Origin of the sequence: Treponema pedis (assembly GCF_017161325.1) — a bacterium.
Classification (GTDB): domain Bacteria; phylum Spirochaetota; class Spirochaetia; order Treponematales; family Treponemataceae; genus Treponema_B; species Treponema_B pedis.
Map to the genome: position 1 here is coordinate 2367913 of NZ_CP045670.1, position 21782 is coordinate 2389694.

The 21782-nt window shown below is 38.3% G+C and carries 21 protein-coding genes; 12 read left to right on the top strand and 9 right to left on the bottom strand.

Annotated elements, in window-relative coordinates:
• Positions 1–7: 7 nt before the first annotated feature.
• Positions 8–2431: a hypothetical protein gene (locus DYQ05_RS10910; protein WP_493666651.1), complete on the bottom strand. Its 2424-nt coding sequence runs from the start codon at positions 2429–2431 to the stop codon at positions 8–10.
• A 341-nt stretch (positions 2432–2772) separates the two neighbouring features.
• On the opposite strand from DYQ05_RS10910, the gene DYQ05_RS10915 reads away from it, so the two are divergent.
• The 3 genes from DYQ05_RS10915 to DYQ05_RS10925 are packed head-to-tail and all read left to right on the top strand — an operon-like array spanning position 2773 to position 4318.
• On the top strand, positions 2773–3300 hold the full coding sequence (locus tag DYQ05_RS10915) for a pentapeptide repeat-containing protein (RefSeq protein WP_206183425.1): 528 nt from the start codon (positions 2773–2775) through the stop codon (positions 3298–3300).
• Positions 3297–3896 (top strand): MBL fold metallo-hydrolase, encoded by a 600-nt coding sequence (locus tag DYQ05_RS10920; RefSeq protein WP_206183426.1) that lies wholly within the window; start codon positions 3297–3299, stop codon positions 3894–3896. Before DYQ05_RS10915 ends, DYQ05_RS10920 begins: the two co-directional genes overlap by 4 nt.
• Positions 3893–4318 carry a hypothetical protein gene (locus tag DYQ05_RS10925; protein WP_206183427.1) on the top strand — a complete coding sequence of 142 codons (426 nt, stop codon included), beginning with the start codon at positions 3893–3895 and terminating at the stop codon, positions 4316–4318. The genes DYQ05_RS10920 and DYQ05_RS10925 overlap by 4 nt, the downstream gene beginning before the upstream one ends.
• A gap of 82 nt (positions 4319–4400) precedes the next feature.
• Here the strand turns inward: DYQ05_RS10925 and DYQ05_RS10930 are convergent, their stop codons facing one another.
• The 3 genes from DYQ05_RS10930 to DYQ05_RS10940 all read right to left on the bottom strand — a co-directional run bounded on the left by DYQ05_RS10930 (position 4401) and on the right by DYQ05_RS10940 (position 6791).
• Positions 4401–4853: a threonine/serine exporter family protein gene (locus DYQ05_RS10930; protein ID WP_020966075.1), complete on the bottom strand. Its 453-nt coding sequence runs from the start codon at positions 4851–4853 to the stop codon at positions 4401–4403.
• Positions 4853–5632, bottom strand: a complete 780-nt coding sequence (locus DYQ05_RS10935; protein ID WP_024468151.1) for a threonine/serine exporter family protein — start codon at positions 5630–5632, stop codon at positions 4853–4855. Before DYQ05_RS10935 ends, DYQ05_RS10930 begins: the two co-directional genes overlap by 1 nt.
• Before the next feature lie 73 nt (positions 5633–5705).
• Complete coding sequence (locus tag DYQ05_RS10940; protein ID WP_024469679.1) at positions 5706–6791, bottom strand: formylglycine-generating enzyme family protein; 1086 nt, start codon at positions 6789–6791, stop codon at positions 5706–5708.
• Positions 6792–7028: 237 nt separating this feature from the next.
• On the opposite strand from DYQ05_RS10940, the gene DYQ05_RS10945 reads away from it, so the two are divergent.
• A complete protein-coding gene (locus DYQ05_RS10945; RefSeq protein ID WP_024467233.1) occupies positions 7029–8858 on the top strand; it encodes an NAD(P)-binding protein in 1830 nt (609 codons plus the stop codon).
• Positions 8852–10648, top strand: coding sequence for a [FeFe] hydrogenase, group A (locus DYQ05_RS10950; RefSeq protein WP_024469678.1), 1797 nt, complete (start codon positions 8852–8854; stop codon positions 10646–10648). The genes DYQ05_RS10945 and DYQ05_RS10950 overlap by 7 nt, the downstream gene beginning before the upstream one ends.
• A gap of 81 nt (positions 10649–10729) precedes the next feature.
• On the opposite strand, the gene miaB is transcribed toward DYQ05_RS10950, so the two are convergent.
• Both miaB and folD read right to left on the bottom strand, forming a co-directional pair.
• On the bottom strand, positions 10730–12127 hold the full coding sequence (miaB, locus tag DYQ05_RS10955) for a tRNA (N6-isopentenyl adenosine(37)-C2)-methylthiotransferase MiaB (protein ID WP_020966080.1): 1398 nt from the start codon (positions 12125–12127) through the stop codon (positions 10730–10732).
• 31 nt (positions 12128–12158) lie between these two features.
• The gene (folD, locus tag DYQ05_RS10960; RefSeq protein ID WP_206183428.1) at positions 12159–13040 is read right to left on the bottom strand and encodes a bifunctional methylenetetrahydrofolate dehydrogenase/methenyltetrahydrofolate cyclohydrolase FolD; all 882 of its coding nucleotides are present in this window, start codon (positions 13038–13040) and stop codon (positions 12159–12161) included.
• Positions 13041–13265: 225 nt separating this feature from the next.
• On the opposite strand from folD, the gene DYQ05_RS10965 reads away from it, so the two are divergent.
• Both DYQ05_RS10965 and DYQ05_RS10970 read left to right on the top strand, forming a co-directional pair.
• Entirely contained in the window at positions 13266–13850 is a 585-nt protein-coding gene (locus DYQ05_RS10965) for a CbiM family transporter (protein WP_206183429.1), read from the top strand.
• A gap of 111 nt (positions 13851–13961) precedes the next feature.
• A complete protein-coding gene (locus DYQ05_RS10970; RefSeq protein WP_252723364.1) occupies positions 13962–14315 on the top strand; it encodes an Ig-like domain-containing protein in 354 nt (117 codons plus the stop codon).
• Here DYQ05_RS10970 and DYQ05_RS10975 read toward each other — a convergent pair.
• The 3 genes from DYQ05_RS10975 to DYQ05_RS10985 all read right to left on the bottom strand — a co-directional run bounded on the left by DYQ05_RS10975 (position 14290) and on the right by DYQ05_RS10985 (position 17047).
• Positions 14290–15345, bottom strand: a complete 1056-nt coding sequence (locus DYQ05_RS10975; RefSeq protein WP_252723365.1) for a s-methyl-5-thioribose-1-phosphate isomerase — start codon at positions 15343–15345, stop codon at positions 14290–14292. The two genes, DYQ05_RS10970 and DYQ05_RS10975, sit on opposite strands and share 26 nt — an antisense overlap.
• A 7-nt stretch (positions 15346–15352) precedes the next feature.
• Complete coding sequence (locus DYQ05_RS10980; RefSeq protein WP_206183430.1) at positions 15353–16360, bottom strand: DHH family phosphoesterase; 1008 nt, start codon at positions 16358–16360, stop codon at positions 15353–15355.
• Between the two features lie 267 nt (positions 16361–16627).
• The gene (locus DYQ05_RS10985) at positions 16628–17047 is read right to left on the bottom strand and encodes a hypothetical protein (RefSeq protein WP_020966086.1); all 420 of its coding nucleotides are present in this window, start codon (positions 17045–17047) and stop codon (positions 16628–16630) included.
• Between the two features lie 231 nt (positions 17048–17278).
• Between DYQ05_RS10985 and DYQ05_RS10990 the strand changes: the two genes are divergently transcribed.
• The 5 genes from DYQ05_RS10990 (at position 17279) to DYQ05_RS11010 (ending at position 21759) form a co-directional block, all read left to right on the top strand.
• The gene (locus DYQ05_RS10990) at positions 17279–18412 is read left to right on the top strand and encodes a GNAT family N-acetyltransferase (protein WP_206183431.1); all 1134 of its coding nucleotides are present in this window, start codon (positions 17279–17281) and stop codon (positions 18410–18412) included.
• A 110-nt stretch (positions 18413–18522) separates the two neighbouring features.
• On the top strand, positions 18523–20157 hold the full coding sequence (gene groL / locus DYQ05_RS10995; protein WP_020966088.1) for a chaperonin GroEL: 1635 nt from the start codon (positions 18523–18525) through the stop codon (positions 20155–20157).
• A 354-nt stretch (positions 20158–20511) separates the two neighbouring features.
• Positions 20512–20850 (top strand): patatin-like phospholipase family protein, encoded by a 339-nt coding sequence (locus DYQ05_RS14390; RefSeq protein ID WP_206183432.1) that lies wholly within the window; start codon positions 20512–20514, stop codon positions 20848–20850.
• A gap of 116 nt (positions 20851–20966) precedes the next feature.
• Positions 20967–21425, top strand: a complete 459-nt coding sequence (locus DYQ05_RS11005; RefSeq protein ID WP_206183433.1) for a patatin-like phospholipase family protein — start codon at positions 20967–20969, stop codon at positions 21423–21425.
• Positions 21409–21759: a NusG domain II-containing protein gene (locus DYQ05_RS11010; RefSeq protein WP_206183434.1), complete on the top strand. Its 351-nt coding sequence runs from the start codon at positions 21409–21411 to the stop codon at positions 21757–21759. The genes DYQ05_RS11005 and DYQ05_RS11010 overlap by 17 nt, the downstream gene beginning before the upstream one ends.
• Positions 21760–21782 lie beyond the last annotated feature (23 nt).

Here is a 21782-nt window from a genome sequence, read left to right on the forward strand (position 1 = left end):
GAAAATCCTATTTTAATACCGAATCAACAAGAGCCTTAAAATCTTTATTTGCAGGTTCTACACCTTCATTCTTTTTTATAACGAAAATTCCGCCCTCGTTTATAATGGTTCTTTCGTCAGCTTCATCTAAAAGAGGAAGAATTTCCAATCCTCCTGAAATTTCTAAAAATTCCTTCACATTGGACTCTCTATATCTTCCCCACATAGCTTTTTGAAAATCGTATTCACCGTCCAAGTATCTTACTTCTTCAGCTTCAATTTCATCTTCGGCACTTTTTATTTCGGAAATAGGAATATTTAAATCCGAAAAATCCAAGCCTGAAATTGTATACCCTGTTGCATTTAAAAGCTGCATAGGGTCGTCAAGGTTTATATCGTCCGATGACATTGCCCCGTCAAATTCTTTAAGTTCTTCAATGACGGGAATTTCTTTAAGCTCGCTTTCCGTAAGGTCTTCAACAAGTTCGGCCGCATCAAGTTCCGAAACGGCTTTTACGGGTTTATCTTCTCCCGATACGGGGATTTCTTCAAAACTTTCCGGACTGTTAAAGTCGGGTAAATCTTCGGTAAACTCTTCTATTATTATTTCCGGTTTTTGCTTATCCTGCTCATTGGAAGATTCCGTACGGCCGAGAGAAACGGTTTTTACAACTTTATCAACAGCCGCCAACTCTTCAAAAGGCTCCGCATTATCGAGTTCTACAAGTTCTTCGGCGGTTTCATCTTCTTTTTTCAAAGGTTCAAGGTCACAGACTTCCGCCAATTCCTCAAGGTTTTCCGGAGAGCTTTTTGTTTCTCCGCCGAAACCGGTTTGAGTTTTTTCATTTTTAATTTCCTCAAGATTTTCAAGGGGCTCCGCCTCCTCAAGCTCTTCAATAGGTTCCGCCTTAAGGTCTTCAACAGGCGCCGCTTCTTCAAACTCTTCAATAGCTTCAAGCGCTTCCGCCTCCTCAATTTCCTCAACAGGCGCCTCCTTAAGCTCTTCAACAGACTCCGCCTCTTCAAGCTCCTCAATAGGCGCCGCCTCTTCAAGCTCCTCAATAGGCGCCGCCTCTTCAAGCTCCTCAATAGGCGCCGCCTCTTCAAGGTCTTCAACAGGCGCCGCTTCCTCCGTTTTTTTAAGTTCTTCTATATGAGCCGAGCCCGCCTCTCTTTCCGATTTTGTAAAAGACGTATGAGCCGCATTAAAATTGCCCGATTTTGATTCTGCAATAATTTGCCTTAATAAGGCCGCAAGTTCTTCATTATCAATTTTTAAACCTGAAGAATCGGAAGACGCGTTTTTAGCCTTTACCTCATTTTCGGCAAATTTTCCGTTTATTACGGAAAATATTTCTTCCCAATTTTTTTGTAAAAATTCATCGACTTTTTTACCGTTCTTTTTTAAAAACCGTTTACCAAGCCCCTTTTTTATTTCCGAATTGGCGTCATGTCTTCGGTATTCCAATTCCTGTTGAAGCTCTTTACGGTTTTTGCTTTCACTGTTTTTAATATAATTTTGCAAAATTGCCAAATGGAGTTTTTGAATTTTTGTGTGAACAATATCAAATTTATCCTGTTTTATATTAAGCAAGAGGAACGAAATAAGAAATACCGTTATCCCTGCGGCAAAGGTTAAAAAATATTTTACGGCCGGAGGAAATAAAAAAAGCGTTTTTTCACAAATTTGTCCGGTATAACCGAAAGACGACGGACGGCTTACCAAAATCCATTCATCATTGTTATTTAATGAAACGATGTTAAATACTTCGGGAGAATTTTTCCAAGTTGAAATAATACGAGGTTTTAATTCCTGAGAAGAGGAATAAGGCATTCCCGTTAAAATTCCTAGAGTGGAATGTATCGAATCGGATAATAAAGTTAAATTATCGGTAAGCGAAAGAGTTTTTTCGCTTATAAGCTTTTTTAAAAACGCTTTTTCCGAAACATAAAAAACGGCAATTCCCCTATATGTGTCATAAGAATCGAAAAAAGGAAAGCTGTATAAAAAAGAATTTGTATTGGAATCCGCCGTAATTTTTATTTGCTCTTCTTTTCCTACGGAAATAAATTGAAACGGCACATCTTTTTCGTCTTTTCCGTATTTTGTGTATGAAATTAACGTGTCGGAGCTGTTTAAAATATCCGTTGAGATTGTACTAAAATGAATTTTTTGCGTTTCACCGTCGATTATACGGATTCCCGTAAGCCCCGGAACGGAAGAAATTAACTTTACGGAGGCATCGCTTACCATTTTTATGTCAAGAGAAGACTGCTCTTGCCGTACACATCTTTTAACGGCCTCATTTTCAATAAACCCTGAAAATTCTTTCTTATTCTTGGAATGCCACTGTTCGGAGCTTTCGGCAATTTTCCCAAGATTATCATAAACGGCATTAAGGACAGCCGGCTGATAAATTTCCGTTTCTATAATAGACTTATATCCTGAAATTTTTTAAAAAATACCAATCCGGTAAAAAAATCCAAGAGAAATAACTAAACTGATAAGTATCTTAAATCCCGTACGCAAAACATTTTCTCCAATACTCTTTTATTATCGGCAAAAAAAGCCGCGATATTAAGTAAGAAAATAAAAATATCTCTAAAATATGTAAGAAAAGTTTAAGTATAAATAAACCCGTAAATTCATTTTTTAATCTAAAAAGAGTGCCCTTTACTTAAAAAAAGACTGTGCTTGCAATATTTTTTTTTACGGGCTATAATGAATTAAGTTTATGCAAAATTTGCCTGATAAGGCTTTTTTAATCCGCTGCTGAACAAAGGAAGGTTACGATGTTTAAAGCCTGTGAAAAACCGGAATACGCCTGTTTTACCGATAGTTTAAAAACTGCAAAAAATATTCACAGTTTTAATTTAAAAGGGTTTGAATTTATAGGTGTAGATTTTTCACAAAAAAAAATTACGGGCTGCAATTTTTCCTACGGAAAATTTAAAAACTGTAATTTTAAAAATTTAAATATGAGAATGTGTTTTTTCGATTTTTGCAAAATAGAAGACTGCGATTTTGAAAATTCCGATATTCAGTTTTCAACCTTTGCAGGTTCGGAAATAACAAATACCAATTTTAAAAATTCCGAACTTTTGCAAAATAATTTTAACGGAATAAAAACAGAAAAAGTTTGCTTTAACGATTCCGACCTGTACAATTCAAGGTTTATGTTTTCAAATTTAAATTATACTTCTTTTCAAAATTGTAATGTAAAAAAAACGGTATTTTTATATTCACGGCAAAATGAAGTTTCCTTTAAATATTCAAACACACGTGAAGCGACTTTTACCGAAGGAGAGAGGTCGGAATGAAAATTTATTTTCACTTTGCTCCTTCCGTTTTTGCAAATACGTATCTTATAGGAAACGAAAATACGAAAGAAGCCTTAATAATAGACCCGTGTAAAATTACGGAAGCTTTAATCGGTCAAATAGAAAAAAATAATTTTAACCTTTCGGCGGTTTTTATTACGCGCAATCACAGAAAATCAAACGAAAACGGACTTAAAACAATTTTAAAAATTTATTCTCCAGATGTTTATGCGGGAAATCCTCTTATCGATAATGTAAAAACGATAGCCTTACGCGGGGACGGAGTTACGGAAGCTGCCGGATTTCAGGTAAAATATTTTTTTATACCTGGTCATGCTGCGGATTCTTATATGTTCCAAATTGAAAATACGGTTTTTATAGGGGCTTCTTTATCTGCCGGTATGATGGGTAAAACTTCCAACATATATGCCGCAAAAAATCTTCAAAGCAATTTACAAAAAAAACTGATGTCATTATCCGATGATACAATCATAATGCCTGCCTACGGTCCTCCGTCTACCGTAGGAGCCGAAAAGAAATTTAACAGCGGTCTTTTTAAAAATTTTAACCAGAAAATACGGGATTATGCAAAATGATTGAAAGATGCTTATTTTTACCCGATAATCTTATGGCGATTTTATCCGAAGAACAAAGGTTAATTCAAAGTTTACTTAATTTTCCGTTTAGAAAAACCGTTCCCGTTTTTAAAACCTCACAAGAACATAGCTTAATCGAAATACTTCCCCCCGTTTCACACAAGGGGTTAATAATACGCCCATGCGTAAACTCTTTTAAGTTTAATGAAATCGAAGGTTTCGTATTGGGACAAGCGGACAGTTTTGCGGATTACATTCTTTCGCAAATAAATAATTTAAAGTTAAAAACACTTACTCCCGTATTTACAGTCCTTCGATGTAAGGCATGGTATTACGCAGACTTTGATTTTTTTGAAGACGAGACGTCCGGATTATGCCGATGGACCGTTCAAAACAAAGTTTGGAAAAAACGTACGGAATAAAACTCTCTTTTTTAATTTTATACAAGAAAAAAAATATCCCGTACGGCTCTTACAAATAATAATTATAAAAAGAATATAAAAATTATTTTTTAGTTCGCTTTAATTTCCGTCTTAATATTTTATATAAGGTATGCCCCGATGCAGAAATGGTTAAGCCTATGGATATTGCAATCGCTATAAAAAGAGCTTGAACTCCTTCCGCAATTCCCTTATCGAGCCTGTCGGTTACAAAATAAAGCATTGTTTTATAAACCTTAAAGCCGGGTACCAGAGGAATTATTCCTATAACTATAAAACAGGTAACAGGAGCTTTTTGTAATACTGCAAATGTTTCCGAAAGGATTCCTACTGCAAGGGCTCCTATTAAAACCGCAAAAATATAATTTACTCCATGTTCCTGTAAAAATATGAGGATTCCCCACGAAATGCTTCCGCATAGGGCGCTTAAATAAGTATTCTTTTTCGGAACATTAAACAAAAAACAAAAACAAAAACTTGCTATAAATGATGCAATAAAATGAACATATAAAGGCATTAAATTCCTCCGAAAAGGGAATATGCAAACAATACCGCACCTATACCGAAGGCTATTGCAACCGCTACCAATACGGCTTCCAAAGTCCTTGCAAGGCCCGAAATCAATTCGCCTAAAATAAAATCGCGGATACCTGAAGTAAAAGCAACGCCCGGAACTAAGGATAAGACAGCCCCTACTATTATCAAATCCAAATTTTTTACAAATCCTATATGATAAAAAATTACTGTTATTATACCTACAAAAAAACCTGCAACGAAATTTCCTAAAAAGATAGTCTTTGAAAATGCGGTAATTTTATCGTTTAAATATACTGCAACCAAGGTAGCTAAAAAGGTAACTGCAAAATCATTTACGGTACCGCCAAGCAGCATGGAAAAAATACCGCAGCCTACCCCTGCGGTTATTAAAATTAAATAATACGGATACCCTTTTTGATTATCGATATTTTTCAATATCTCCATTGCGTCCTTAGGTTCTATAGCTCCGGCCGTAAATTTTCTTGAAAAATCGTTTACAAGAGATATTTTCTTTATATTGCTGCCCCGGCTTTTTATATTTTTAATATATGTAGCACCGTCCCTTGTGTCATCTCCGATTAAAATTACCGTAGGGCTTACGGAAACCGCAGGGTTTAAAATCCCGCGGGAAGCGCATATCCTTAAAATAGTTTCTTCCGCTCTGTGCATTTCCGCTCCGTTTCTGACCAATAACTCGGCTGCGGCAAGCGCAATTTTAAAAATAGCATTTACAGATTGTTCGTTTTCAGTTACTTCCATAAATAATTCCTCTTTGCGCAATAAATAATGCGCTTAAATTTTTATGTGTATTTTTGCCGTCAATTTGTGTGATTTACTTTGTAATACTTTGTGCAAGCCTAAAACCCAAGATATATCCCGGATTTACAGGCGTTGCATAACCCCAAGATGTTACCCTTGAAAATGCAGGTATGTTTTTGGCGGAACCGCTTTTTATAATACGGGAACGGGCACCGGTCCTATTCATAGGATTCGTAAACTCTCCTGCAGAACGTGCATTATACCTGTCAAAGCACCATTCCCAACAATTCCCCGACATATCATAAAGTGTAAGCCTGTTCGGTTTTTTTTGGCCTACAGGATGAATATCGATAATTCCGCTTTCCGCACCTAAATTAAAAAAAGAACTGTTACCAGAATGCCATACATAATCGTCAATTACGGAAAAATCGTCGGTACCCGCATATCCGAAATTCCAATCCGGAGCCGACATATCTCCGCCTCTGGCCGCAAATTCCCATTCCGCTTCGCTCGGAAGTCTATAACCTGAAGCCGTTAATCTTACTTCAGGATTTTCGCTTTTTGTAATATCCAGCGCATCGCGTATAATCTGACCGTTATAATAATATACGGGGTCAAGGCCTTCTTTTTCACTTAAAGCGTTACACCAAACAATTGCATCGCTCCATGACATTTTCGTTGCAGGATAAAATCCGCATTCTACCGTTTTATATTCGGCTCCCGATTCTTCAGCCTTCTTTTTTAGTTCAGGTATTTCATAAAAAGCGTCAACCCTGCTGCTTGCCGTCATATAAATTCCGGGTTGTGCGGGCGAGTGAAAATTATACTTATACCCGCTTTCGTTTACAGCCCAGTCATAAATTTCTTTCCAAAAAGAAAAAGACACTTCATATTTTCCTATTTTATACGGACTTAAAGTTATCGTTCTGTTTTGAAGAAAGACCCCCTCATTCCCCTCCCCTACTATCGTTACGGGTTCCGAAATAACGGTTATCATTGTTTTAAAATTTTCAACGGGACCGTAAGAATAATTTATAATTTTTTCACGGGTAGCAAACAAAATACTGAAAATTAAAAGAACAACAAAAAATAAAATAATAAAATTTACTTTTGCATACGAATCTATTTTTTTAATTTTTTGAATTCTTTTACTGAACATCGGGTTTTCTCCGCTTATATAAATTAAATTTATGCAAGGGCATTATACTAAAACTTATTTAATAAGTCTACAGGTAAAGAAGTTCCTCTCGTTAACATAAATGACTTCAACTTATAAAAAAGTCGTTTACCGCTATAAATAATTTATAAAACCCTTGCTATTTTTTTTTACATACTGTACAATGCAGACTTATAAAAAATTTAGCGGTAAGTAAGTTATGCCATAAGGAGTATGCAAATGAGCCGGCTTGAAATATTTTCACAAAACAAATCTCAACTTGTAATTGAAGAGCTTTATAAAAATCTTCAACATAGAATTGAGGCCAGTCCGCCGGGACTTTGTCCTGTTTATATAACACGCGCTTTTATCGAAATGTGTCATGCACAAACTTGCGGTAAATGCGTTCCATGTCGTATAGGTCTTTTACAATTAAAACATATTTTAACGGATGTGCTGAACGGAAAAGCTTCAATGGAAACCCTGGACCTTATTGAAGAAACTTCAAAAACAATCAGGGAAACGGCCGATTGCGCTTTGGGGTATGAAGCCGCCGATATGGTTTATAAAAGTATAATATATTGCCGAGAAGATTTTGAAGCCCATGTAAGAAACGGAAGATGCGGTTGTATTACAGCTCAGCCCGTCCCCTGTGTGGCCCTTTGCCCCGCAAATGTAGATATTCCGGGATATATAGCCCTTGTAAGAGAAGGCCGATATGCAGATGCCGTCAGACTAATCAGAAAAGACAATCCCTTTCCGAGTACTTGCGCTTTTATCTGTGAACATCCTTGCGAGCATAGATGCAGACGGAATATGGTAGACAGTGCCGTCAATATACGGGGTTTAAAAAGAGTTGCCGTAGAGTTTGCAGGAAAAGTTCCGCCGCCGCCGTGCGCTCCGCCTACAGGAAAAACAATAGCGATAGTAGGAGGCGGCCCCGCAGGACTTTCCGCAGCTTATTATCTTCAGTTAATGGGACACCAAACCACAGTATATGAAATGCTCCCCGAACTAGGCGGTATGCTGCGCTACGGTATACCCAATTACCGCTTACCCAAAAACAGATTAAATGAAGATATTCAAGCCATACTTGAAACGGGGGTTAAAATAATTAACGGAACGAAAATAGGAACGGATATAGACCTTAATGAGCTTATAAAAAATAACGATGCCGTAGTAATAGCTATAGGAGCTTCGACAGACAAAAAATTGGGACTTGAAGGAGAAAACTCCGAAGGCGTTATTTCCGCAGTTCAATTCCTTCGAGATACCGGAATGAATAAGGGTATGAATTTAAAAGGAAAAAAGACCGCAATAATAGGAGGCGGAAATGTTGCTATGGACGCCGTGCGGACAGCAGTTCGCTTAAAATCAGAAAAAGTAACATGTATTTATAGGCGCCGTACTGCGGATATGACGGCTCTTCCCGCCGAAGTTGAAGGAGCCTTAGCGGAAGGCGTTGAAATGATGACTTTAAAAGCTCCTTCAAAACTTGAGATAAAAGACGGAAAACTGACAGGAGTTTGGGTTACTCCGCAAATGATTTCCCGTATAAAAGACGGGCGGGCATCCGTAATTGCTACCGGAGAGCCGGATATATTTATTCCCTGCGAAGTTCTTGTAGTTGCAATAGGACAGGATATTGAAACCCGATATTACGAAGCTTCGGGAATACCGACCGATAAAGGCAAACTTTTTACAATGCCTAACGGAGGCTTTAAAGGTTTGCCTGGATTATTTTCAGGAGGCGACTGCGCTTCGGGGCCCGCCACGGTAATAAAAGCCGTTGCGGCCGGAAAAGTTATGGCGGCTAACATCGATGAATACTTAGGCTTTAAACACATTATAACATGCGATGTTGAAATACCCGCTCCAAATATCGATGACCGCGTTGCCTGCGGACGGGTGGAACTCGGAGAAAGAGAGGCCTGCGAAAGAATCAAAGATTTTGACGGAGTTGAACACTGTATGAGTAAAAAAGAAGCCTATCAGGAATCCAACCGCTGCCTAAAATGCGACCACTTCGGATTCGGAATATTTAAAGGAGGACGTGAACGATTATGGTAAATATAACTATAGATAACATAAAAATAACCGCCGATGAAGGAATGACTATTATGGAAGCTGCGGAAAGAGCCGAAATTCCTATTCCGAAACTTTGCTTTCTAAAAGGAATAAATGAAATTGCCGCCTGCCGCGTTTGCGTAGTCGAACTTGAAGGAAAAGATAAACTGATTACTTCATGTAATAATACGGTTGAAGAAGGTATGGTTATTTATACCAATAGTCCCAAAGTACGTATAGACAGAAAAAGAACCGTCCAAATGATTTTATCCCAACATGACTGCAAATGTGCAACTTGCGTAAGAAGCGGAAATTGCACCTTACAAACTTTGGCAAACAGCTTAAATATTCAGGAAGTTTTATACGAAGAACAGCTTGAAGAACAACCGTGGGATAAAAATTTCCCTCTTATAAGAAATTCAAAAAAATGTGTTAAATGTATGCGCTGCATACAAGTATGCGATAAAATTCAAAGCCTTAATATTTGGGAATTGGAAGGAACCGGAGCAAGAACAACAATAAACGTTTCAGGCTCAAGAACAATAGCGGAAGCGGATTGCTCTTTATGCGGACAATGCATTACTCATTGTCCGGTCGGAGCCTTACGGGAAAGAGACGATACGGAAAAATTCTGGAAAGCGGTTGCCGACCCCGATAAAACAGTTGTTGTTCAAGTTGCTCCTGCAATACGCACGGCTTGGGGAGAACAAATAGGTCTTAAAATAGAAGATGCCTCGGTAAATAAGATATTCGGTGTCTTAAAAAAAATGGGCGCGGATTATGTTTTCGATACATGCTTTTCGGCAGATTTAACGATTATGGAAGAAGCTTATGAATTTATTGAAAGGTTTTCAAAAGGAGAACTTAAAGATAAGCCGATGTTTACTTCATGCTGCCCCGGTTGGGTACGCTTTATAAAAAGTCAATATCCGCATTTGGTTTCTTATCTTTCCTCCGCAAAGTCTCCTATGCAAATGTTCGGAGCCGTTATGAAATCTTATTTTGCGGAAAAAATAGGCAAAAAACCTGAAGATATATTTTCCGTAGCCGTTATGCCCTGTGTCGCAAAAAAAAGTGAAATCGATATGGAGCTGTTTTACGAAGAGTACGCAGGTCATGATATGGACTGTGTTCTTACTACAAGAGAATTTATAAGAATGATTAAGGCTTCTCATATACTTCCGCATACTATCAAAGAAACGGAGCCCGATAAACTTTTTCATGATGTTTCCGGTGCAGGAGTTATATTCGGTACCACGGGAGGCGTTATGGAAGCCGCCTTACGCACCGCATATTATGCGATAATGGGAGAAAATTGCCCTCCCGACGCTTTTAATGTTGTAAGAAATTCTTCATTAAAGGATTCAGGCATTATTGAAGCATCGTTTAAATTAAAGGGTACGGACCTACGAATCGCGGTAACAAGCGGACTTGCCAATACAAGACGCCTTATAGATTCCATAGAATCGGGTGAAAAACATTATGATTTTATAGAAATTATGGCATGCCCGGGAGGCTGTGTAGGCGGCGGCGGACAGCCCATACATGACGGATATGAGTTGGCTTTTGAAAGAGGGCAAAACCTTTATTTTATTGATAAAAACTCAAAGCTGCGCTATTCGCATGAAAACGCGGATATAAAAACTTTATATGATAATTTTTTCGGAAAACCCAACAGCCATAAGGCACACAGCCTTTTGCACACGAATCATTTCGTATGGGAAATGCCTAAAAGTCCGAAGCGCGACAGAAAAGGCTATGTAATAAACGAAAAGCTAAGGATATCCCGCTAACGGTTAAAAGAGTTAAGATTTTATAAAAATAAGGGTATTTTAAAAAAAGTTATAACTTTTATAAAATACCCTTAATATCTTTTAATCTTCTTCGATAAGTCTCGCTCTAAAAGTTTTACCCTTAATTTCTTTTAATTCTACAAGGGCAAAATTTCCTATAAGCGATTCAGGCAGTCCGTTCGGAAAGCTGTTTTCGATTACGGTCATCTCGCCGAATTCCGTATGACCGAAAAGCTCTTCCTTGTTATTCCGCGAATGCGATTCTACTAAAACAAAAAGTTTTTTACCCAAACGCTTTTGCATTTTTTTTGCGGTGGTTTTTAGCTGTAAGTCTATTACACGCCCAAGCCTTTCAATTTTTACGCTTTCTTCTATTCTGTCGGGAAAATTAAAAGCCCTTGTTCCTTCACGCGGATTATAATGATACATAAAGGCTGAATCGAATTCTATTTCGCGCATTAAAGAAAGAGTTTTTTCCACATCGTCTTCGGTTTCTCCCGGAAACCCCATTAAAATATCGGTGCTTAAAGCCAAATCCGGTACGGTTTCTTTTAATTTTTTAATTCTGTTTTTATAATGTTCTATCGTATAAACCCGGTTCATGCGTTTTAGAATTTTATCCGAACCGTGCTGCACGGGCAAGTGTACAAGTTTACATACGCGGGGTTCCGAAGCAATTACCTCTATAAGCTTATCGGACATATCTTTAGGATGGCTCGACATAAATCTAATCCACTTGATGGAATCTTTTTCCTCCGCCCGCTTTGCAATCAATCTTAATAAATCCGGAAAATCTACAGTGTTATTTCCGCCGTTTTCACCATTTATCCGTGAAACCGTTCCGCAATAAGAATTTACATTTTGCCCTAAAAGAGTAATTTCGCGGACTCCTTTTCTTGAAAGAATATCTATCTCGTTTAATATTTCATCGACGGGACGGGATACTTCCCTGCCGCGGACATAAGGAACAATACAATAAGTGCAAAAATTATTGCAGCCGTTCATAATGGGAACAAAACTTTGAAAGGCATTCGGACTATGGGAAAATTGTGCAAAATGATAGCCCGAAACCGGTTTTTCGTCTATACTTTTTCCTTTAAATTCCGAAAGATAATCGTCATCGCTTACACGTATTTTTATTTCGTCAAAAATTTTCGGAAGAAGATTCCTTTCAAACATTCCGACAACATAATCGACAAGAGGAAATTCTTTTTGAATTTCTTCGTAAAGGCGTTCCGCCATACAGCCTATCAAGAGAACAAAAAATTTCCGTTTTTTCTTTAATCCGGAAAAATGCCCTAACCTGCCGAGCACTCTGTTTTCGGCAGTTATACGCACCGAGCAGGTATTTATAATGAGAAGGTCGCAATGTTCAGCATCCGGCGCGGAAGTCCAGCCGGAATTTATTAAAAGCTGCTCCATTGAAGAGGACTCGGCCTGATTCATTTGGCAGCCGTAAGTTTCAAAAAAATATGTCAAATTTGTGAGTACCTAAATTGTTGTATTAAAGTTATTTTATTCCGTTTTGTCTTCTCGCCGCAATTAGCGTATTGGCAACAAGCATGGCAATTGTCATAGGCCCTACTCCCCTGGGAACGGGGGTAATTGCGGAAGCGATTTCGCATGCAGGTTCGTAATCTACATCGCCTACAAGCCTGAAGCCGGATTTTTTTGTACTGTCGTCAATTCTGTTTACGCCTACATCGATAACAACCGCTCCCGGTTTAATCATATCGGCGGTTATAAATTTCGGTTTACCCATAGCGGCAACCAAAATATCAGCCTGCTTTGTAACTTCACCCAAATTCTTTGTTCCGCTGTGACAAACCGTTACGGTCGCATTTACATCTTTATTCATCATAAGAACCGAAAGAGGTTTTCCTACTATGTTTGAACGACCCACTATCACGGCATTTTTTCCCTTTGTTTCAACTCCGGCTTTTTTCAGTAAATGGATAACTCCGTGCGGGGTACAGGGTATAAAGGTTTCATGACCGAGTAATAGCTTTCCTACATTTACAGGGTGAAATCCGTCTACATCTTTTTCCGGGCTTATAGCTTCAATTACCGAATCGGGGTCGATTTGCTTCGGTAAAGGAAGCTGAACCAAAATACCGTTTACGAATTTATCACCGTTAAGCTCTTTAATAAGTTTAATTAATTCTTCCTGCGTTGTAGTTTCGGCTAAACGGAAGGTTCTGTCGTTCATTCCCACTTCGTGCAAAGCATTTGTTTTTCCTTTTACATAAGACTGGGAAGCCGGGTCGTTACCGACTAAAATAACCGCCAATGTGGGCTGAACACCCTGTTTTTTAATTTCTTCAACTTCTTTTGCAATATCGGCTCGTAAATCCGCCGCTATCTGAAAACCGTCGATAATTTTTGCACTCATTTTTTTCCTCCGATTAATTCCTGTAAATAATTACAAGAGTTTTTCTAACCTACATACTATTTTATAACATAATTTCTATTTGTGCAAGATAGCGGAATAAAAACTTAAAGTAAAAAATAAACTTGTTTCTGCCGGCGTACTTTTATAAGATTGTATTTTTCGGCAATTTGTAGTATAATTATTTAGAAGTACAATTCTGAACGATTATACTACAAAGGAGTTTTTATGCATATCTCGGACGGAGGTTTATCGACTACGGTATGTGCCGTAACTTATGCGGCAACAGCCGTAAGTATAGCGCTTGCAGCTAAAGGCACAAAGGAAGAAGATATACCTAAAATAAGTTTAATGGCGGGAACATTTTTTGCCATATCTTTAATTATGATTCCCATACCGCCAAGTTCGGTACACCCGCTTATGTGCGGGCTTATAGGAATTATCGCAGGTTTTAAGGCCCCTCTGGCGTTCTTCCCCGCCCTGCTCCTGCAAGCTCTTCTTTTTCAGCACGGCGGCATAACGACGCTCGGAGCCAATACGCTTATGCTTTCGATTTCTTCATATCTTTCGTTTTTTATTTTTCAAAAATGGAAAACAAAAAATGTCTTTTTAAAAGGAGCCGTAATAGGAGGCTTATCGGTTATTTTTGTAGTTGCGGTTTTATCCGGACTGTTGCTTACGGGAGGGAAATTTGCAAAAGAAACTTTTATCGCTCTTTTCATTTCACACTCCGTAATTATGCTTGTAGAAGCCGTTCTTACCGGCTTTGCCGTCCGCCTTATTTTAAAGGCAAAACCCGAATGGTTTAAATAATACAAAAGGAGTTAAAAATGAAAAAAAAATATATTTATTCTATTGTTTTGTGCGGCCTGTTCCGTTTCCCTTTTTGCTCATGCCATGTTCCTTGACTTAATAGAGCCGGGAGTGTTTAAGGTAGAGTACGACGGAGGAGGCTTTACACCAGGAACAACAGTTACGCTTTATTCCGACGGAGGCACGGAAGAAATTCAAAAAGGAACCGTTGATGAAAACGGTCTATACCGCTTCGACCCTAAAATTGAAGTGGTTTCCGCAATGGCGGAAGACGGAGCGGGACATGTAGCTTATTGGGAGCCCTCTTATGAAGAAAGCGGAGAAGGCTCCGCAAAGGTTTTGCCGACAGGAAAAACAAAACGGCCAAGTAAAACTCTTGCGGTTTTAACCGTTCTTAATACCTGCGCTTTAATTTACTTATTTTTTGAATTCAGACGGTTTAAAAAAGAGAAGAAGAACCTGTAATAATACCGGTGCATAATTCAGGCGGCGTAATATCAAAGGCGGGATAAAGACCTTTTACCCCTTCGTAAACGCCGCCTGAATTTTCCGAAAAAGAAGGAAAAGCCGTACGCACACCCATTGCGTATAAGGCTTCTTCCGGATTACGGTATTCTATTTTTACCCCGCTTACCGTTTGATATTTTTTATCCGGAAAACCTATCGCATAATACGGAACGCCGAAATACTTCGCACAAACGGCAATTTGAAGCGTACCTATTTTGTTTATTATATAACCGTCCATTGTAATTACGTCCGCCGCCGAAACGCAAAAATCTATCTTTTTTTCCGCCATTAAAAAAGCCGGCATATTATCGGTAATGACGGTTACATCAAAGCCCATATCTAAAGCTAAACTTGCGGTAAGTCTGGCTCCTTGAAAAAAAGGCCTTGTTTCGGCACAAAAAATTTTTATCTTTTTACCGGTTTCATTAAAGCGCCTTAAAAAGCCTCCCACGGTAGTTTCACCGAAGCATTGCGTTAATATTGAAGAATTATCGGGTACAAGACTCGCAAAGGCGGCTCCCGCCGCCGTATTTTTTTTATAACGCCGGTTATTTTGCTCTATCGCATTCAGTTTTAAAGCGCATATAATATCTTTTGAAGACACATCTTTTTCGACTAATGTATTAAAAACCTTAAAAGATTCCGATGTGCAGCGCTCCATCTCGGCACTTGTAGTCGGCCGCGCATAAGCTATAAGCCGTGCCGCATACCTCATTTTTTCTATATATTGTTTTTTAGGCAAATTTTTAAATTGAAAAGCGGCTAAAACCATTCCCATTGCAGCTGCGGAAAAAGGCCCTCCGCTTTGAGTAACCATATCGGAAACGGCCCTTGCAACATCTTCGCAAGTTTTACAAATAACGAACTCTTCTTTTAACGGATAAATTCTTCTATCCAAAATCCTGACGATATTGGAAGCCTCATCAAACCATGCAACATTTTCGTATTTTAAAAGTTTTCCGAGATTATAATCTTCGCGCAATTCCATAACAAATTTAACCTTGCATTTGAGGTTTAAAAGCTTCTATAAATTTAGGCATAAGGTCTTTAATTGTACCTTCGATATAAAGTCCTGCGGCCTGTTTATGCCCGCCGCCTCCGAAAGAAAGAGCTATACTGCTTACATCTATCTTGTCAAGAGAACGGAAGCCCACGGAACAATGAGTAAGAGACTCCTGGCGTACAACACAAATAGCTTCCACACCTTCAATAGACTGAATAAGCTGATACAAAATATCCGAATCCCGTCCTTCAAGCCCGTATTTTTGAGTGTCCTCATAAGTTTCATAAGCTGTAATAAGTCTTCCTCCGTAATGCTTTTCCATACGGTTTAAAATGCGCGAAATAAGAAGTCTCGATTCAAAGGGTTTTCCCCCGTTCATTTGCAAAAACGTTTTTTTGGGATTAGCCCCCGCCGCAATCAACCTTGAAGCATGAGCAAAAACTTCTGCGCTGCGTTCGTCCAAATGACGGAAAAAGCCGGTATCGGTACAAAGCCCGAAAAAAAGAGCTTCGGCTTCTTCTTGCGTAACGGCACCTGCAAGTTCTTCTATAACGGATTGAATTAAATAAGTGGTGGAGGGAGCCGTTGTCATTACAAGGGAATTATCCGATTTTTCGCTGTTGGTTGCATGGTGGTCGATTACTATATATGGAAAATCTTTTAAAAGAGGGGCAATATCTCCTATTCTATCGAATCCGGAGCAATCCACAATTATAAGGCCCGCAGTCTTATAATTAAATTTATCAAGTTTCGGTAATTCGGAAGAAAAAAGATGCTCATATTTTTTTATTTCGGTACGTTTAAAAGGCCCCGCCGACATTAAAAAACAGTCTTTTTTCAGTCGCCTTAAAAAAAGAGCCATAGCTATACTGCTTCCTATACAATCACCGTCAGGCTCTTTATGCCCTGCAATGATAAAATTATCGTATTCTTTTAAAAACTTAATTAACTTTTCCGGAATTACAGGCGGTTTAATTATATCCACACTTCTTTCCTGCATTAAATTCCTCCATCGTTTCATAACAATACTGAAAACGGCTTGTAAACGGCACTCCGGCTTAGTAAAAGCAAAGTTTTACCGTATACAAAGCTATAAGCCTTTTTAAGCGGTAAAATTTATTCCACCTAAAACAAACCTACATACAAATAACCCCCGAGGTGAAATAAGGAAAACCGTACAAAGGAGACAATACGGAATCCACCTCAGGGGAGAAAAAACTTATATTAATTTTTACAAAATAAATTTAAATTTCTTTATTTTTTAAAATTAAAATTTTAATTCGAGGCTTTCAACACCTTCAAATTTCGAGTCGTATTCCTGAGGGGCCGCAAGCGCTCCCCAAATAGGGCTTGTTAAATCTCTTGGTGCTGCAATTTTTATATGGTCAAATTTCCCGTCTTTAATATAAAAAGATAAATAGGGATTTACTCTTGTATTTACCAATTCCATTTTCGCCCTACCGTCCGAGGCCGTCAACCATTCATGAGGAATAAAAACCTCTCCCGTTTCCAAACCGGCTCTGCGGTAAATTACATAATATCCCTTTTGATGAGGGAATATTTTTAAAATCTGCACATTAACGTAATATACATCAGCTTCCTCTACTTTTTGAGTAAAAACGGGAGCTGCCGTAAAAAGAGAAAAAACAAGAACAACAAATGCAATGCGCAATATGGATTTCTTCATAAAATTCCTCCGATTGAATTTAATTATACACTTAATCGAAGCTTTTGGCAAGCGGGTAAATAAAGGAATTCGGAATAATTATATGAAAACCGCAGATAACAACTTTTTAAATTACCTTAAAAAATATTCTTTATTATAACATAAAAAACGTTTTTTTATTCTCTCACAAAAAAAATTCCATTGACAAACATCTGACAAAAATAGTATTTTATTTCGCATCAGGTAACAATTATGGAAGATATTATTTTATATGAGGTAACCGGCGGTAAACTTTTAGACGAATTCGCCGTCCTCCCTTTTGAACTGTATAAAGACGATAAAGCATGGGTGCCGCCTATAATAAGCGAATATAAAAAATATGTATGCGGTATAGGAAATTCTTTATGTGAAGCAGGCCCTCACGTAAAAATGATTGCAAAACGTAACGGCAAAACAATCGGAAGAATTTTATTCGGTATAGACGAAAAACTTAACGATTATAAAAAGTTAAAAGTAGGCTATATTTCCCAATTCGAGTGCATAGAAGATTATGAAGCTGCAAAAACAATGCTTGATGCCGCAAAAAAATGGTTCTCGGAAAAAGGAATGGATAGAATAAAGGGGCCGTTATCTTTACCAGGAGGTGAAGATAATCGCGGCTTTATAACGGACAACTTTAAAAATCGCACTTATATTATGAATACCTATAATAAAGAGTATTATAATCGCTTTTTTATCGAATACGGTTTTGTAAAATATTGGGATTGTTATGCTTATCATGCAAAACTTGATAAAATAAACATCGAGCGTTATATGAGGCTTGTACCCCTTGTTTCAAAACGCTACGGTTTTCATGTAGATAAAATAGATTTAAAAAAGAACATTAAACGTGATGCCGACGACATACACAGGATTCTTCTTAGAGCGGAACCTGAAGAATGGGAAGATTTTATGCCTATGACGCGCAAAGAAATAGATATGGTGCTAAAGCAGCTTATTCAATATGCGGACTCCGATTTGATTTTTATTGCAAGAACAAATGACGGTAAACCGATAGGCTTTAATGTAACCTTACCCGACTATAACGATGTTTTAAAACACCTTAACGGAAAGATTTTTCCTTTCGGTATTTTTAAATTCTTTTATTATAAAAGAAAAATGAATAGAATCCGCACCTTTGTTCTTTTTGTAGACCCCGAATACCATAATAAGGGAGTTTCAGCTGCAATTTATGCCAATTTATATCATAATGCATGTAAAAAAGGGTATACCGAAGGAGAAGGTTCAACAATTTGGGAATATAATATTCCAATGATAACCGATATTGAAAAAACGGGAGCCGTTAGGGACATAGTTTACAGAATTTATCAATACAGATTAAAATAATGCAGGCATCTTTTACAAATTCCGTCCCTCTTGCCGTTTTTGCGTTTTTTTTGTATCTTATAGAAAGATTTTAAAAACACTCTCAAAATGAGTTTTAAGGAGATATTTTAATGGCTAAACAATTATTGTTTAATGAAGAAGCTAGAAAGAGCTTACTTGCCGGTGTCGAACAAATTTCAAATGCAGTAAAAGTTACACTCGGCCCTAAGGGACGCAATGTTCTCATCGATAAAAGTTTCGGGGCTCCTACCGTTACAAAAGACGGTGTTTCCGTAGCAAAGGAAGTTGAACTCGAAAACAAATTCGAAAATATGGGAGCTCAGCTTTTAAAAGAAGTTGCAACAAAAACAAACGAAGTTGCAGGAGACGGAACTACAACGGCTACCGTTCTTGCATATTCTATGGTAAAAGAAGGTTTAAAAGCCGTTGCCGCCGGAATGACTCCGCTTGAATTAAAACGCGGAATCGATAAGGCCGTTGCAATTGCCGTAGAAGATATTCAAAAAAATTCAAAAGAAATAAAGGGAACTGAAGAAGTCGCTCACGTTGCCTCCGTTTCGGCAAATAACGATACCGAAATCGGAAAAATTATTGCAGATGCAATTGCAAAGGTAGGAAAAGACGGTGTTATTGACGTAGGTGAAGCCCAAACTATGGAAACTACTACCGATTATGTTGAAGGTATGCAGTTCGACCGAGGTTATATCTCTTCTTATTTTGTTACCGACCGCGACAGAATGGAAACCGTTTTTGAAAATCCTTATATTTTAATTTATGATAAGTCAATTTCTACAATGAAAGACCTTTTACCCCTGTTGGAGCAAGTAGCTCAGGCGGGAAGACCTCTTCTTATCATTGCTGAAGATGTTGAAGGCGAAGCCTTGGCAACTCTGGTTGTAAACAGCTTGCGCGGAGCCTTAAAAACTTGTGCCGTAAAAGCGCCCGGGTTCGGCGACAGACGCAAAGAAATGCTTGAAGATATTGCAGTTCTTACAGGCGGTCAGGTTATTTCCGAAGAACTCGGTCTTAAACTTGAAGCGGCGCAAGTTTCAATGCTGGGCCAAGCTAAGAGTGTAAAAATCGATAAAGAAAATACAATGATTATAGACGGAGCCGGAAAGCCCAAGGATATTAAAGACAGAGTAGCTCAAATTAAGGGACAGCTTGAAGCCACCGATTCGGAATACGACAGCGAAAAACTTCGAGAGCGCCTTGCAAAACTTTCAGGCGGTGTTGCGGTAATTAAAATAGGTGCCGTAACCGAAGTGGAAATGAAAGAGAAAAAACACAGAGTTGAAGATGCTCTTTCCGCAACCCGAGCTGCAATTGAAGAAGGTATTGTTGCAGGAGGAGGTCTTGCTCTTATTCAGGCCATTGCTTCCCTTGAAAAAGCCGAAACGACTTCTCTTTCCGAAGATGAAAAAGTGGGCTTTAAAATTGTAAAACGAGCCTTAGAAGAGCCGATACGACAAATTGCAATAAATGCAGGCTTGGACGGTGCCGTTATAGCGGAAAAGGCAAAAGAGAAAAAAGGTATCGGTTTTGACGCAGCCAAAATGGAATGGACGGATATGGTAAAAGCCGGTATTATAGACCCTGCTAAGGTTACCCGTTCCGCACTTCAAAATGCGGCTTCAATTGCAAGCCTCTTATTAACCACGGAATGTGCAATTACCGATATTCCTGAAAAACAGGCAGCTCCTGCAATGCCCTCACCCGATATGGGCGGAATGGGAATGTATTAAACTTTAAGTTTATATCGGAACGCAAAGTTTTATTACACGATAAAATTAATCCTTAAAAATAAAAGCCCGCCTTGGCGGGCTTTTTCATTAAAACCTTAAATCTTAAAGGTTATCCTTATACGCAAGCCTTAAATCTTACCCGCCCTCTCCTCTTTCACAGTCCTTTTTACAAACGCCAAAACCGCTAAGGCAAATTTTCTATTATTGTATAATGCTTATAACGGAGATTATGACACGGTATAGCTATAAGCCAGGATTGTAACGGTAAACCTGAAAGACGGCGGCAGCATACAATTAAATTCTTATATCAATAGCTAGAATAAAAACCGCTTTGCATATATAATTGCTCACTGTATGAAATGGGCATTAGTTTTATCGGGAGGCGGAGCAAGAGGCATCGCCTATGTAGGAATGCTAAAAGCATTTAATGAATTAAATTATCCTCAACCTAATTGTATTGTAGGCTGTTCAATGGGAGCCGTTATAGGCGGGCTTTATGCCTCCGGTATGACTGTAAACGAAATGATTTCGTTTTTTTCTAACGGTTTTAACTTAAGCGACTATGTAGAAGTATCAAAGTTTTCTTTAGGACATACAAAAATTTCCAAGATTTTACAATTGGGGGCCGGTTTAAACAATCTTATAAATAAACAGGGTATAGACTCCGGAGAAAAAAAGCTATACCCTGTTTAAAAAAACTTTCCTGTTACCAAACCTTCGAACAAACTCAAATTCCGTTTTACTGTAATGCGGTAGACCTTTGCGAAGGAAAAGAAATTATTTTTAAAAGCGGATTTTTAGCGGACGCAATGAGAGCTTCCTCATCATACCCCGGCTTTTTTAGTCCGTACCGCTATAGCGGAAAATTATTTGTAGACGGTTGCGTAAGACATAATACACCCGTTTGGATTGCAAAAGAAAAGGGATTTAAAAATATTTTAGCGGTAACTCTGGGAGTTTTTAAAACAAAGCCTGAAACCGAATTTGAATCGGCTATCTCGATTTTAACCCGCTGCCTTGAAACTGCCGTAAGTGCGGCAGGCTATACAAAAAAAGACAGCCCGACTTATATTTTAGATTTGGATTCAAACACGGCGGCTTACGACTTTTCAGACCCTTCTTATTTAATACAGCTCGGATATTCGCTTACTATGAAAAGCAAAAAAGAACTCGACGCTTTTTTTACAAAAGGAATTTCAGGCTATTTACTGCGCAAACAGGTGGCAAAAAAAACCGCCGAGAGGTTAAAACATGAAAGAATTTTTTAAAAAAATCAAACCTGCCGACATTTTAATTTTAGCAACGGCACTCAGTATAATTTTTCTATACTCATTTTTCATTTATTCGGAATCTTCTTCAAAACCGTATCTATGTATAAAAACCCCTAAGGGGGAATGGATTTACTCTATGGAAGAAACGGCGGATATCTATGTCGAAGGCTCAATAGGAATTACAAATATTAAAATAGAAAACGGAGAAGCCTTTGTTGCGGCCTCGGATTGTAAAAATAAAACATGTATTTCCGCCGCCCGTCTTAAAGAACCAGGAGATTGGAATGCATGCCTTCCGAACAGAGTTTTTCTTTCGGTCGAAAGCAGGTAAGGCTTATAGATTTTAAAGAAGAG

What these genes read in the sequence shown, in the direction of transcription:
- DYQ05_RS10975 (WP_252723365.1), bottom strand. Translation starts at nt 15,345, where the DNA reads ATGGAATTGCGCGAAGATTATAATCTCGGAAAACTTTTAAAATACGAA.
- DYQ05_RS10945 (WP_024467233.1), top strand. Translation starts at nt 7,029, where the DNA reads ATGAGCCGGCTTGAAATATTTTCACAAAACAAATCTCAACTTGTAATT.
- DYQ05_RS10925 (WP_206183427.1), top strand. Translation starts at nt 3,893, where the DNA reads ATGATTGAAAGATGCTTATTTTTACCCGATAATCTTATGGCGATTTTA.
- DYQ05_RS10950 (WP_024469678.1), top strand. Translation starts at nt 8,852, where the DNA reads ATGGTAAATATAACTATAGATAACATAAAAATAACCGCCGATGAAGGA.
- DYQ05_RS10915 (WP_206183425.1), top strand. Translation starts at nt 2,773, where the DNA reads ATGTTTAAAGCCTGTGAAAAACCGGAATACGCCTGTTTTACCGATAGT.
- DYQ05_RS10990 (WP_206183431.1), top strand. Translation starts at nt 17,279, where the DNA reads ATGGAAGATATTATTTTATATGAGGTAACCGGCGGTAAACTTTTAGAC.
- DYQ05_RS10935 (WP_024468151.1), bottom strand. Translation starts at nt 5,632, where the DNA reads ATGGAAGTAACTGAAAACGAACAATCTGTAAATGCTATTTTTAAAATT.
- DYQ05_RS10980 (WP_206183430.1), bottom strand. Translation starts at nt 16,360, where the DNA reads ATGCAGGAAAGAAGTGTGGATATAATTAAACCGCCTGTAATTCCGGAA.
- DYQ05_RS10985 (WP_020966086.1), bottom strand. Translation starts at nt 17,047, where the DNA reads ATGAAGAAATCCATATTGCGCATTGCATTTGTTGTTCTTGTTTTTTCT.
- DYQ05_RS10965 (WP_206183429.1), top strand. Translation starts at nt 13,266, where the DNA reads ATGCATATCTCGGACGGAGGTTTATCGACTACGGTATGTGCCGTAACT.
- DYQ05_RS14390 (WP_206183432.1), top strand. Translation starts at nt 20,512, where the DNA reads ATGAAATGGGCATTAGTTTTATCGGGAGGCGGAGCAAGAGGCATCGCC.
- DYQ05_RS11010 (WP_206183434.1), top strand. Translation starts at nt 21,409, where the DNA reads ATGAAAGAATTTTTTAAAAAAATCAAACCTGCCGACATTTTAATTTTA.
- folD (WP_206183428.1), bottom strand. Translation starts at nt 13,040, where the DNA reads ATGAGTGCAAAAATTATCGACGGTTTTCAGATAGCGGCGGATTTACGA.
- DYQ05_RS10930 (WP_020966075.1), bottom strand. Translation starts at nt 4,853, where the DNA reads ATGCCTTTATATGTTCATTTTATTGCATCATTTATAGCAAGTTTTTGT.
- DYQ05_RS10940 (WP_024469679.1), bottom strand. Translation starts at nt 6,791, where the DNA reads ATGTTCAGTAAAAGAATTCAAAAAATTAAAAAAATAGATTCGTATGCA.
- DYQ05_RS10920 (WP_206183426.1), top strand. Translation starts at nt 3,297, where the DNA reads ATGAAAATTTATTTTCACTTTGCTCCTTCCGTTTTTGCAAATACGTAT.
- DYQ05_RS11005 (WP_206183433.1), top strand. Translation starts at nt 20,967, where the DNA reads ATGAGAGCTTCCTCATCATACCCCGGCTTTTTTAGTCCGTACCGCTAT.
- groL (WP_020966088.1), top strand. Translation starts at nt 18,523, where the DNA reads ATGGCTAAACAATTATTGTTTAATGAAGAAGCTAGAAAGAGCTTACTT.